Source organism: Paenibacillus sp. AK002, assembly GCF_053903045.1.
The window spans coordinates 417,412-431,423 of record NZ_CP096377.1 but is presented as its reverse complement, the minus strand read 5'-3'; the positions used below and the strand labels follow the sequence as shown (position 1 = coordinate 431,423).

6 protein-coding genes are annotated in these 14,012 nt (G+C 54.4%); 4 read left to right on the top strand and 2 right to left on the bottom strand.

Going from position 1 to position 14,012, the window contains the following annotated elements:
* Window positions 1-404 precede the first annotated feature (404 nt).
* Window positions 405-1,247, bottom strand: coding sequence for a MurR/RpiR family transcriptional regulator (locus M1D70_RS01820; RefSeq protein ID WP_009593940.1), 843 nt, complete (start codon window positions 1,245-1,247; stop codon window positions 405-407).
* Window positions 1,248-1,445: 198 nt separating this feature from the next.
* Here M1D70_RS01820 and M1D70_RS01815 point away from each other — a divergent pair, with 198 nt between their 5' ends.
* From M1D70_RS01815 to M1D70_RS01800, 4 genes are read left to right on the top strand one after another with little or no spacing between them, the layout of a single operon-like run.
* The gene (locus M1D70_RS01815; protein ID WP_456288968.1) at window positions 1,446-2,336 is read left to right on the top strand and encodes a cell division protein FtsQ; all 891 of its coding nucleotides are present in this window, start codon (window positions 1,446-1,448) and stop codon (window positions 2,334-2,336) included.
* Window positions 2,329-4,287 carry an ABC transporter ATP-binding protein gene (locus M1D70_RS01810; RefSeq protein ID WP_456288967.1) on the top strand — a complete coding sequence of 653 codons (1,959 nt, stop codon included), beginning with the start codon at window positions 2,329-2,331 and terminating at the stop codon, window positions 4,285-4,287. The genes M1D70_RS01815 and M1D70_RS01810 overlap by 8 nt, the downstream gene beginning before the upstream one ends.
* The gene (locus M1D70_RS01805) at window positions 4,262-5,071 is read left to right on the top strand and encodes an energy-coupling factor transporter transmembrane component T family protein (RefSeq protein WP_456288966.1); all 810 of its coding nucleotides are present in this window, start codon (window positions 4,262-4,264) and stop codon (window positions 5,069-5,071) included. Before M1D70_RS01810 ends, M1D70_RS01805 begins: the two co-directional genes overlap by 26 nt.
* A 37-nt stretch (window positions 5,072-5,108) precedes the next feature.
* Entirely contained in the window at window positions 5,109-5,885 is a 777-nt protein-coding gene (locus tag M1D70_RS01800) for a PHP domain-containing protein (protein WP_456288965.1), read from the top strand.
* 212 nt (window positions 5,886-6,097) lie between these two features.
* On the opposite strand, the gene M1D70_RS01795 is transcribed toward M1D70_RS01800, so the two are convergent.
* Window positions 6,098-13,681 (bottom strand): pullulanase, encoded by a 7,584-nt coding sequence (locus M1D70_RS01795; RefSeq protein WP_456288964.1) that lies wholly within the window; start codon window positions 13,679-13,681, stop codon window positions 6,098-6,100.
* Window positions 13,682-14,012 lie beyond the last annotated feature (331 nt).

Here is a 14,012-nt window from a genome sequence, read left to right as displayed (position 1 = left end):
TATAGAGCGATGACTGATTCGACCTATCTTATAAAACATCCGTAAAAACATAGGCAATTGAAGGATATAACACATACTACGTCTCAATTCGAAGTTAGATGCATTTTCCTCTCCAGGCAGCCCTGCCGATATGTAATCCATTCATTTCTTTATCGGATTTTCACTTGGATAACATGATGCGGGCATGACCGTCCCGTGTTTAAGAAAGCCATGGCGAATACGCAGAGAACCGCGGCAAAACAAAGGGGCCAAGCCGAGGCGAGCAAGTTCATAGAGGTAGGGTTACTATATCAAAATTACATAAATAATCCAATGGTTCTGCGACAAAAGACACAAAAAAAGTCCTTCAGGGCGTGCCTGAACGACTTCTAATAGGGATGGCCTGCCGACGGGACTATATACCTTCAAGCTTTGCCTCTGGGCAGCTTATCCGCATATCGGGTCCGCAACTCGCCCAAGTAATCCAGCTTGCCGAGCACCTTCTCTTTATTCAGCATGCCCATGCTCAGAATGAGCTGCTCGATCAGCAGCAATGGCGTCACCATGGAATGAAATTCGCCCATATCCCCCCGACTGACAAAAAAGGAGATCTGCGCCGGCGTTCCATACCGGAACTCCTCCCGGTCCGTGATCATGATCGCCGCATTCTGCACGCGGCTTACGCAGTCCAGGATGACCTCCGTTTCCGGGAGCATCCGAGTAAAGCTGAAGATCAGCACAACATCTTCTCTCTCCACATGCGCGAGCGATTCCAGCAGTTCATGACCGCTGCCGGCCATGATTCGCACCGACATGCCAAACCGGGATAAACGGTACGACAATAATTCGCCCAGCGAGAGGGACGGACCAGGCGCATGCACATACACGCGTCTTGCCGAGGCCATTAGACGGGCTGCCTCCTCCAGCTCGTCCGGGCGGTTCTTCTCCATCGTGTCTTGCAGATGATGCTTCGCCTGTTCCAGCATTTTCGCGGGCAGACTGGACGCGTCCAGCCGGGATATCGTTTTTTCCAGCTTTACGGCAGGCGTCGTGTCCGAGGATTCCCGCAGCTTCAGCTTGAACGCCTTGGCATTCTCGTGCCCGACGGCACGCCAAAACCGGGAAACGGTCGCGATGCTGGTGCCAAGCCTGTCGGCGATTTCCTGCTCGGTCATGAACAGCATCTCCTCGGGATTACGTTCGATAAAATCGGCGATTTTGAGCTGGCTCGGCGACAGCCCGGATGTATCGGGAAACAGATTCTTCAATGATGCTGCACTCCTTCTGCAATGAAATCATCGTAATTGGGCGTGAGTTCATCATACGCCGTGATTGTTATGTAAATTTTATTTCATGATTATATTTTTGTAAAAAACATTACAATACGTTGACATAATACTCCGTTCATTTTAATAATCGCCTCCTATACTGATAGCAAATCCCATTTCCAAGGAGGCTTCTCTCTAATGGCAAGCAATTCACGGGTCTATACCCTGACCTCTTCGCAGAAAATGATGATTCTCGTGCTGTCCATGTCGCTGTACGGCCTGTCCAACATGTTCACCGAGCTCATTCCCGCGTTTCGCCTGGGTCCGATCGAGCTTTCGGTCGAATATTTCGCGTTCATTCCCCTAACCCTCTGCATGCTGTTCCATCCTTTTTATGCTGCTGTAGGGGCTGCGCTCGGCGAAGTCATCTTCGGTGAACTGATGCTCGGGCAATTCGGCGGCCTCGGAGAGCTGGAGAAGTTTCTTACCTTCTCCTTCGCCATGTACGTCGCCGGCCGCTTGGTCAAAAATCCCCTCAGCCGCGCTCAGGTCGGCATCGCCGCCATGTCGGGCGTCATCATCCACCAGCTGTGCAGCTCTCTGGTTGATATCGGCAAGGTCTGGATCGGCGTCGAGGAATTCGAAGCCGTGCCGGGGCTTGCACAAAGCGTGGTCCTTGTCGAAGGCATCGGTTTCCTGAACGATGTGCTGTTCTCCGGCATTCTGTTCGCTCTTCTGCCTACATTATATCTGGTTCCAAGGTTGTATGGAAAAATCGAGCCGCTGCTCGGCATCAAACCCCGCCAGAAGCTTACCCAATACGAAGCCGCCGGCATCGTCTCGCCCAAGCTGGTCCTGGCCGGAATCGTTTTGGCGCTGATTGCCTTCGGGGCGGAATCCCTTTCGGAAACGGACTGGAACCTCGGGGAGTGGGACAGCGGATTTGCAGACCGGTTCGGCGTCGGCGCGATCTGGATCAGCATTGCTGCAGCCGCCATCGTTGCTATTGCGGTACTGACGTTCATGCGGGCCAGAAAAAACCGTGGCCTTCAAGAAGAGGAAATGCCGGAGAACCCGCCTTATGCCTAAGCCGTCCGTTCAAGACAACCCGGCCATCCGAATCGCAGGCGTCACCTTTGCCTATCCCGGTTCGGAGCAGCCTGTGCTGAAGGAAGCTTCCCTGCATATTCGCCGCGGCAGCTTTACGGCCATCATCGGAGGAAACGGCTGCGGCAAATCCACGCTTTGCAAGCTGTTCAACGGATTGATTCCCCACTATTATTCAGGCGATTTCACGGGTACCGTCGAAATCTGCGGGGCTTCCGCCGAGAATCGGACGGTCTCCGAGCTGTCGCGCATGGTGGGGTATGTCTATCAGGATTTTGATAACCAGCTAGTCCGCCCCACCGTCATGGATGAAGCCCATTTCGCTCCGCTCAATTACGGGCTCTCGGACTACCGGGCCATGGGCGCCAGGGCACTCGATATGTGCGGATTAACCCATCTGAAGGACCGCTATATTTGGGAGCTGAGCGGCGGGCAGAAGCATCTGCTCGCCTTGGCGGGAGCCCTCTCGCTGGAACCGGACATTCTCGTTGTGGATGAACCGGTATCCCAGCTCGATCCCCAGCACGCCAAGCAAGTATATGATGTGCTGCGCCAGTTAAATCAGGTCCATGGAAAGACCATTATCGTGATTGAGCATCATGCGGAGTTTATTGCGGACTACTGCGAGGAAGTATGCCTGATGGAGCAGGGGAAGGTACTGTGGCAGCGCCCGGTCATCGAAGCGCTGAACAGCCTTGAAGATCTGGAGCGGCTTGGCATCCAGCCGCCCCAGGTGACCAAAGCAGCGGTACAGCTGTCTGCGATTTTGCTGAATGGCGGTTTGGCTCCCGGCCGTCCGCAGGATGGACACTCGATAACGGTCGGCTCAGACTCTTATTCTATGGGGTTGTCCGGATATCAGCTGAAGCAGCCTTACCCTATTACGGCCGAAGAAGCAGAAGTCTATTTTGCAGAGCTTCTGCACAGCCACGCGGATAGCCCAGCGCTGCTTGATCATCCACCAACCGACGCTAGAGCAGACGATGCTTCCCCCGCTGACACCACCGTGAAAAACCCGGAATCCGACCAGCGCCGCATCCTGCAGGGCGATGAATCAGAACGGCAAGGGGAGCATGGTTCACTGGTGGAGTTCCACCATGCCGTACTTCGCTACCGAACGATTCACAAAACGGAGCACGAGGTTCTTCGAGGCATTGATCTTCGCCTGTATGAAGGCGAACGCATCGCACTTGTCGGCAACAACGGCGCGGGCAAATCGTCGCTTCTAAAGCTGATCGCCGGCATCGCCAAGCCTTCCGGCGGCTCCGTCACGATGATGGGCAGAAATACCAAGGATTTATCGCTGGAGCAAATATCCGCTGGCGTCGCTTACGTCTTCCAGAACCCCGAGGATATGTTCATTGAAGATAATGTGCATCAAGAGGTGGCCTACGGCTTGAAGAGCCGCCGTCACCCGGAAGCGGAGGATCGGGTTCAGCGCATGCTGACTCATTTCCGGCTTCAGCCTCTCCAGGAACGGGATGCCCGCCTCCTCAGCGGCGGTCAGCAGCGCCGCGTATCCCTGGCCATAGGGGCCGCTATGATGCCCCGGCTGATTCTGCTGGATGAGCCGACGGCCAATCTGGACATGTCTACTCGTGAAGAGCTTCTGGATACGCTGCAGGAGCTGGAGGACCATGTCCGTACCGTTGTCATCGCCACCCATGATATGCAGCTGGTTCACGAATGGGCGACCAGAGTGATCATCTTGAATCAAGGCGTTGTGGCCGGCGACGGCACCGTCTCCGAGATTTTTGCCGATTCGGAGCTTATTTCCCGGGCCGGGCTCGCACCGACCCAGATGATGGATTTATCTATAAGGCTGGGCGTCATGCCCCCGACCAGCTCGCCGGACGAATTTGCCCGGTATATGTACGGCATTCTGAGCGGAAAGGAGATTCACCGTCATGCAGGTAGTCCGCAACTGGTTTAACAAGATTTCGATTGAACGGATTCAGCTCGAGTTGATGAATACCGCCTACGGGAGCGGTCATGCCGCCCTTTCCCGGCTCGATCCCCGATGCATGCTGATCTGGTACCTGTTATTTGCCATAGCGCCCTGGTTTATTTCCAGCATGACCGTGCTGGCCGGATTGTTTCTCATGATGGTGGTCACCACCATTCTGTCCCGGGTTACGCCGTTTATTATCGTCGTACTATGCCTGGGCCTGATCGGCCAGGTCGGCTGGCTGTTTGTGGTATCCCTCTTTTTCGGCGGGGACGTCAGCTCGGCGCTTCCGCTGCTGAAACTCACCTTAAAGCTGTCGGTTGTATCGCTTGCAAGCATTACGGTGTTCTCCGGCATGGATCCCGAGAAAATCAGCGACGGCCTGCTTGCGCTCGGCATGCCTGCCGCCTTCTCGTTCAGCTTGTCGTACGGCTATCGGATACTCCCCGTATTGTTCGAAGAATTTCGCCATGTGCTGCTTTCTTACCGGCTTCGGGGAAAAGCGCCGGAACATCCCGGCTTTCTCTACTGGCGGCTCGCGGCTTATTACATGAAACTGCTGATGCTATCCTTTTTCCCTTTGATGCTGGCGACCGCCAAACGTTCCCGCACGACGGTAGAAGCGCTGGAGACCCGCGGTTTCTCCTACGGCATGAAGAATCCGGCTGCCAAGAAGCTGAAGCTGTCCCACCTGACCCTGTCGGCGCGGGATGTGGTGTTCCTGACCGGAACGGCAGCATATACCGCATTATTGTTCTGGTTCGGCTGACCTTAAAATTACTGACATCGACAAGGAGTGTTCGAATATGAAAATTGATCTCCATACCCACGCCAAATTGTCCAAAGCGTCCGATTTCTCTAAACATTATTATGAGGAGATGATCCGGGAGGCGCTGGACAACGGACTTGATGCACTCGCTTTGACCGAGCATTTTAACACGCGCCATTTTGACGAGGTGTACCGGCAGCTTGACAGCATGTTCCCCTATAACGGCGAATACTACGATGCAGGCGGATTAAAGATCTTTCCTGGGATGGAAGTGGACATCCGGGAAACCGGCCACATTCTGCTGATCGGCCGGAAGGAGTTCATTCTGGAAACCCGCCGTCGCCTGGACGGGTATACGGAGAAGGGCGCCTTCATCCCTTTCGATGATCTGATGGACTTGGCCGAAGCCTTCCCGCTGCTCAAGATCGGAGCCCATCCGTTCCGGGAGAGCACGCCGCTCCACCATCTCACGCGCAGCCAGTTGAGCCGCCTGGACGCCTTTGATCTCAATGCCAAGGATATGTACCAATACGGCAGCGAAGCCAATCAAGATCAGGTTCAACGTTTCGCCGCCGATCTCGGCAAACCTGTTACGGCGGGTAGCGATACGCATCAATGCCTCCAATTCGGAAGCGTCTATAACGAGCTGCATATGCCTTGCGAATCCGCTGCCGAGCTCAAGGATGCCATTATGCAAGGCGCTTACCAGCTTCATGTCTCGGACAGCCTGCCGATTAAGGTCAAAGCATCCGTCATGCTGAAAAAGCTCATGAAGGAGATCATCCGGCTCCAGTCCCCCTCAGCCGTCATCTAGCTAGTGAAACGTGAACTACGCCAAAGTTCAATAGCCCCCTCTATGTATCATTTACATTCATGTACGAAAAAGAAGCCTGGTCATGTATCCATGTCCAGGCTCCTTGCGTTTCCGAAAGATTGTTACATTGCGACTCGATCCCATGTCATTCCCGTCAGAACCGGCTCTCTAACCCCATTCCAGCGTTGCACGAATCGGCGGGATGGGCGGAATTACTGCAGTCGATCCAACAGATTCAGCATGGCTTGCGCGCTTTCCGCACGGGTGGTCTTGGCTTGAGGCGTAAACATGCCATTGGCATGCCCCTTCATCAAGCCAAGGGCCAAGGCTTCATTCACCTCTTGGAGTGCCCATGAAGAAATTTGCTGCTGATCTTTCAGGTCCGGTGCCTCCTCTAAAGAGGAAGCGTCTCCCTTGGTCTGGTAAGCACGATAAAGCATCACAGCCAGCTCCTCGCGGGTGATGGCCGCGTTCGGTGCGAACGTGTCCTTGCCTCTGCCGTTCACCAGCCCGTGCTGGTAAGCCGCCGCAACCGCCGAAGCATACCATGTTTCGCCGTCCACATCCGTGAAGGCCGTGTCTTGCGTGCTTTCAAGGCCCAGGGCACGAACGAGCATCGCTGCGAACTGCGCGCGTGTCAGCGGCTGTTGCGGACTGAATTTCGTATCGCCGGTGCCATTCACAATATGCTTGGCTGCCAGCTCTTTTACCGCTTGCTCCGCCCAATGGCCGGCAAGGTCGGCAAACGATTTGTCGTATTCCAGCACGGCATAGTAGCTCAATTGACTGACTTCAGCCGTCAGCTGCCCGTTTACCGGCTTTCCGCCGGCATATTTCAATGGTCCCCGTTCCGAAATGCGATAGATGCCGGCCAGCTCGCCGTGAATGGCGCTGTCGACAGGAAAAGCAATCGTTACAGGCGCTATGAAATGCTCCAGCTTATATGCCTTGCCGTCTTTCGTACGGACGTTAAGATCTAATTCGTACATCTTGCTGCCCTGCTTCAGTTTAGCCTTCCCGGCAGCAGCTGCTTTGGCTACGAGAGAGGCGGCTGTCTGCGATCCAACCTCCTTCAGCTTAAACGAAATGACCGCATCCTTAGCCTGCTCGGCCGGTACGAGCTGGCGCAGCGCTTTGAGCAGCGCGGACGGAAGCTGTACCATCACGCCGTCCTGCTTCAGCTCCAGCGGCTTCGCCCCCAGAATATCCCCTGCCGTCAGCGGCAGGAGAACTTCGATATCCTCGGCACCGAGCTGAATCGTCACTTTCTCTTGCCCGCCGCGCAGCGATTCTTCGTTAACGATCCGCTGACCCTGATTTGGCTTCGTTCCCGGATCGGTAGACGGATTGCCGCCTGCTCCTCCGCTTCCGTTTCCACTGCCGGAGTTGCTGCCGTTGCCGCCGCCTTCAGTTGGCACTGCAGCCAGAATGACGGTACCGCCATCCGACATGGCAGGGAGCGTTAGCGTCACTTTCTGATCGGCCGTTACGTTATACACGCTGCCGCCGTACAAGTCCTTCGCCTTGCTGCCCGCCTTAAACGGCACAGGCAGGACGACTTCTTTCGGTTCGTTCTTCACGTGAATCGCGGTAACGATATGCTCTCCGTTATACTGCTTGTCGAATGCGAGATAACCATCCGCATTCGAAGCCGCGATGGATGTGCGCGTTCCTTTTGAAAACACTTTCGAGTTTGCCGCTCGAATGTTCAAGAGCTTCTGGTAATGCGTGAGCAGCTTCTTCTCGCCCTCCAGCTGGTCCCATGGCATATCGCCGCGGTTCTCGCTAAATTCGCCTTTGCCCATATCCCCGGCATTCTTGCCGGAGCGCCCAAGCTCTTCGCCATAATAGATGACCGGCTGGCCTTTGGATGTAATTTGCAGCGCTGCGGCCGCCATCAGCTTTGCCTTGTCGCCATCCACGTAGTGGGACAGGAAGCCATCCTCGTCATGACTGCTTAGGAATTGCCCCATCATTCGGGTGTTATCCAGCTTCGATTCGCGGTCAGCCAGGTAGGCCTCAACCGATTCCACGCTGCCGTTCACGAATTCCTTGGCCTTTCCTTTGAAGCCGAAGTCCAGCAAGCTGTCCATCTGGCCGCTCTGAAGCGTTCCGCCATCGCTGTCAACCGTGGCTCCGAAATATTCGCCAATCATTTTGAAGCTCGGATCGAGATGGGTCAGCGCATTTTTGAACGCCTTCCATGTCGTTTCATCCACGTGCTTCACCGTATCCAAGCGGAAGTAGTCGATCGTGTCTCCGCGGTCGGTTTTGGCACGCTCCAGCCAGCTTGCCTGCCAATCGATGATCTGCTGGCGAACAACCGGATTCTCCGTTATGAAATCAGGCAGCCCCGCTAATTCGCCTTTGATCGGATCGGTATCGGCAGACAGACCGTCTGTACGAAGCATATCTTTAAACCGGTCCTTATCTTCCTGCGTGATACCGGGCGCACTGTCTCCCGGCTTCAGGCCATATCCCGTATGGTTGACTACGACGTCCACCATAATTTTGATGCCCCGGTCATGCGCCTTATCGATCAGCTCCTTAAAGGTATCCAGATCGCCCAGATGCTCATCGATCTTCGTAAAATCTTTGGCCCAATAGCCGTGATACGCATATTGCTTGCCGCCGAAGCCTGCACCCTGATTGAAATCGATGTTATCCACAATCGGCGTGATCCACAGCGTATTTACGCCCAGATCCTCGATGTAATCGAGTTTATCGATCAGTCCTCTGAAATCCCCGCCATGGTAGGCTTCCGGGTGATCCTTGTCAACATTCGCATTGTTGGAAGCATCCCCATCCATGAAACGGTCGGTCAGCACAAAATAAATGCGCGCCTCGTCCCAATCGAAATCGAGTTTGCCGCCTGCGATTCTTGGCTTCACCGTTACCGCGGCTTCGCCGGTATGCCTATTGCCGTATTGGTCGACTAGCGTGATTCCTACTTTCTTGCTGCCGGCCGTGACCGTATCCTTTACGGCAATGCTGTGCTCCAGCAGCTCTGTATCAACCTTCGCTCGGGCCGGTCCTCCCAGCTCCGTCAGGTCGACGAACGCTTCCTTGTAAGCAACGGGCTCCGAAGAGGTTACATTCAATTTTAGCACCGCATTTTCATCATAAGAGATGGAACCAGGGGTTACCTTCGCCCTGATGGTCACGGTCGGATCGCGGTAAACCACCTGCGACTTTCCGTTCACCGTGTTTTTCGGATCGGTGACTTCCTTCGTGGTTCCGTTATGATTGACGATGAACGTGTATTCGTACGTTCCGGGAGCAACGCCCTTAAGCGTATAACTGAACCATTCCTTGTCAGGAACGTAGACCATCGTTTCCGGCTTCCCGTTAATCTTCACTTTCACGTCAGAGATGCTATCCATCCGGCCGTCCCTGAACAATTGATCGTCCCGATAATGGAACGTAATGTTACCGTCTTCAAGCGTCGGCCCCGTAATGCTCGGCAAAATCTCCAGCTCATGCACCATGCTGGTCACATTCACTTTCGTGAAGGCCTCTCCTGGCTGAAGCGGAATGATCCGGTCATCCGGGATATCCTGCTTGGCCGTATCCCAATTCGTTCCTTTGCGCAGAACGAAACCGACGCCTGTTGTTTCGGGTGCCACCTCAATCTGTACGGTAGCCGCGCCATTCTCTATCTTTTCAAACTTAATCTCACCGTTCGTTACCCCCGTATTCCAAACCCACAAATTCCAATCCGCATAATCCTGATCCGGCCGAATGTAGTTAAGCTGCACATACCGTTTATTGTCCACTACATCGGCTGTAACGGTTACGGTAATCTCTTTCTGGAACCCCCGATAGGAAACGGTTATGACCGCCGTTCCTTCCGCGACTCCCTTCACCACGCCTGCGGCCGTTACCGAAGCCACCTGCGGGTTGCTGGATGCATAGGTTGCTTGTTTCGTTACGGCTCGCTTGCTGCCGTCCTCGTATTCAGCGTATACCGCGGTTTGATGCGTCTTACCGGTCTGCAGAGAGTAACTATCTTGATCTGCCGATATCGCGCGGAGTACGGCTGCCGCGGCGTCCGTCTTGATCACAACGGCCGTCAGAGGCTCAAGCGTGATCGAGCCGGAGGTTAACGTGAAGCCGGACTTCGCTTTGACGCCTGTCGTGCCGGCTTCATCGTTGTCGACCACCACCGTGCCGGAGCTCAGATCTTCGCTTAGCGTAAGCGTTCTCGACTGATTATCCGCATTAACGAACACATAATAATGGCCGGTTCCGTCCGTCGCTTTATTCTTATAAGCAATGACCAGATCCTGCGCCTTTACTTCGGGAATCTGCAGCAGCGTTACGTTCGAATTCACCATCGACTGATCGCCGAGGCGGAAAGCGTCGGACGATTTTCTTAACTCGATCAGTCCGGTCGTATATTCCCGCGTCTTGTTATTCTCCGGATATTTGGCTTCATCCGTCGCTTTCTCCCAATCGAACATGTTGATGGCGTCGGAGGAGTCGTAGGAATCATGGATGAAATAACCGAAGCGGTTTCCTGCCTCGTCCTCTAATTCATGGTATTTCTGCTCGGGAACCCCTGGGCCCAGCCATTGCTTGGTCCGCCCGTACTCCTGTCCTGCATGGAGGAACGCCGTTCCTTGCGAGGTCAAGGTGAGCAGGTTGCCCAGGCGAATGCGCTTATGGATCTCCAGATCATTCGCTGCAATCGACGGGTCCTTTTTGATGGACTGCGCAATAATGTCGTACAGCGGCAGATTGTCATGTGCTTCAATGTATTGAACCATGTCACCCGGATCGTCTTCCTTCGTGTTGCTCGGCTGCGCCTTGATATTGTTGAAAATGGTTTGGATGTCGCGCGCGCCGCCTGTAATGAATCGAGGCTCGCCTTCATTGCCGAAGCCGGACTTCAGCTCGTTGCGGAACTCATCGGAGAAAACGCCGACGTCGTCCGTTTTATCCATCCAATTCTGGTCCGCACCCTTGCCTGCCAGGGAGGGATCCGACAGATGGCCGCCGAACGTGACCCAGCCCTCGCCGATAAACAGCGCTTTCGGGTTGATGGCTGCAGCGGCATCATAAGCGTTCTGCACGGCTTCATAGGTGGCGTCGCCCATCATGTCCCAGCGCATGCCGTCGATTTTGTATTCGTCGAACCAGTATTTCACGGAGTCCACCATCAGCTTCTCGGCCATCTTGTGGTTGGTCGCCAGATTGTTGCCGAAGCCGCCGATGAAATTACCGTTGGCATCCTGGAATGCATAATAGTTCGGCACGATATCATTCAAGAAATCTGCCTTGGCCATATGGGTGTAGACCACGTCCAATACGACGCCCATGTCCGCCTCGTGAATGGCGTTGATCATCGCCTTCAATTCTTTGATGCGAAGCTCGGGATCCGTTGGATCCTCGGAGTAAGCACCGTCAGGGGAGAAATAGCTGTGCGGGTCATATCCCCAGTTGTACTCGTTGTCTTTGGCCGAATAATCCAGCTCCCTGTTCTTCATGGCCGCTTCGTCGCCGTAATACCAAGCCATCACGGGCAGCAGCTGAACATGGGTGACGCCCAGGGACTTGATGTATTCGAGCTTCTCTTTGAACGCGTCGTAGGATCCCCAAGTCGCGTTATGCAGGTCATTCTCAATCGTCGGATCCGACGTGAAATCACGGACGTGAATTTCCCAGATGATGGCGTCTTCCCGCTGCTCGTAGCCCGGAATGTCCGCAAAATCCAAGCCGGCGGGATCCGTTTGACTCAAATCGACGATCGCGGCTTTGCCGACGGTATCGCCGTCCGGTCCAACTTCGCCCTTGGTGTTCACTCTGAATTGCGCCATGGATTTGGCATAAGGATCCAGGACGGTTTTCGTCACGCCGTTGTTGGTCACTTCGTATTGATAAAAATATCCTCTAAAATCTTGGATGCCGAGGTCTCCCGGCTTCAACCGAACCGACCATACCCCTTTATCACCCTTTTGGAGAGCGGCATTGCCGATAAACTGCGTGGCATCATTCTTGCTGTACACCTTTGCGGTGACTTCGGTCGCCGTCGGTGCCCACAGCTTTAGCTCGGCTCCTCCAGCCTGATAAGTCGCCCCGAGGTCATCGCCGTCGTAAGCGTACATCTCATCCAGCATTCTCCAGCCGGTGGAGGCGGATACGGTTTTTCCGGCGTAGGTTACGCTTAGCGGTAATTGATCCAGCTGAAATGATGCCGATACTTCGATGGTCGTGTTTCCGGTAATCTTCACGTTTTGAATGGCAGCCGGATGGCCGTCCTTATTCTTAATCAGCAGCTCATTCTTCAGCGTATCCGCTTCCAAACCATCGGTCATGGTAAATCCGAGCTGGAGCTTTCCCGGAGCCAATACTTCAGCCGAGACCAACCCGGTAGGCACTTCCCCATATGGGGATGTGTAGACGGTGTTGTCGCCTTCTTGAATGAACAGATGCTGGTATCGATCCACCAGAGAGAAGCCTTTGTCGCCTCCATCTTTGCCGGCGTCTCCTTTGGCCGGATCCAGCACGAGGAAGTTAATCTTCTGGGCTCCCGGCTTCATTGGAATGTCCACATAAGCGCCATATCGGTCGGTTTGGCCTGAAGGGAACATGGTAGCCCCCGTCGGCCAGTCTTTCGAAGGCGCAGCGACATCGTCTCCCCATAACCATAAACCGTACGGATCATAGTTCTGATCCTGCCGTTGATAGTGGATACGCACGGTATCCGCCGGCAGGTCAACAGGCTCAAAGCTGTATACCGTATCGGAGCCTTCCTTGAGCCATACTTCGTTCATGTCCGGCGAGGCTAGGGTGAATTTCTTGTCGCCGCCGTCTTTATTGCCGCTGATGCGATCGACAACGACGATGCCGACTTTTTGCGCGCCGTCCTTGAGCGGAATGTCGACGAAGGCCCCGTAGGCGTCCTGCTGCCCGCCAGGGAATGGCGTTGCGCCTGCCGGCCAATTGGCGGACGGAGATGCGACGTCATCGAATATCCACAGTCCGATGCTGCCGTAATTCGCGTCAGCCCGGCTGTAATGGACGCGCAGATGGTTAGCCGGCACCGGCGTTCCCGGATCGGCGGGTACCGTGAAATGAGCGGCAACGCCGTGATTGGCCGCGTCGTAGCTGAACGTAACCTTCACGTCCTGCGGCAGCTGAAGCGCCTCCCGATTAGCGGGGTGAACCGGACTTGCCGCATCGCTGCCCAAAGCGATTTGGTACTCATGATCCCCTTCGTACACGTCGGCCGTCACCGTGTATACATGGTCATAATCGGAATCCTGCATGATTAATCTCGCATCCGCAGGCGACCAGTCGGCCGCTTCGCCGATGCCCGATTGGAAGCTGCCGATCACTCGGGGAAGCTTATCCGCCTCGATCGGAGCGTAGTATGTAGAATCCGCGATCCGGTGAGTCCCATGGTTGTAATAAAAGGTAACCTGGGAATCTTGAGCGAGCGTTATGAGGATGTTGCCATCCTTGTTTGCTCCGCTCGGATTGGAATAATGGGCGGAGCCGTAATTCTCGTCCCACTTGCCGTCGATCGCGATCTTGTATTCGTACGATCCCGCGGGCAAGCTGCCGGTGAACCTGTATTCTCCGTTCCCCATATCGTTCATGGTTGTCGCGGCGGCAGTCGGATCCCAATCCCCGCTATGGCCTAATTCGGATTGCAGAGTCCCCACCAGCGTAACCTGGCTTGGCGCGCTATTGGCATCGGCCGTGGATGGCGGAATGCCGAGCATGGAGAAAATCAGCGAAACAATCATGATGATGGACCACATTCGTTTGCTTGAAACCGTCATTCTCATGAAACAAATAGCCTCCTTCTGTTCTTGGATTAGGTACAGCTGGTACGATGTTGATGCCAATCACTGCGCAAACGCTTGCATAAACAGGTTTGAGCTTCCATCAAGTAAAGTACGACAATTACTGACAAGAGTTAGAGAATATGTTCGAAATATAGAATGAAACAAAAATAGATGAAAGCGATTACAATGGAAACGTTTGCATCATTTATTGTAGTATTGAGGCTCCTTCTCGTCAACCACATTTTGACCTGTTTTCATCATGAATTTTGCGACTCAAGCGGATTTTCTCCAGCAGCATCTAGCTCTAACAAATAAAGGGAATCCGTCGTCC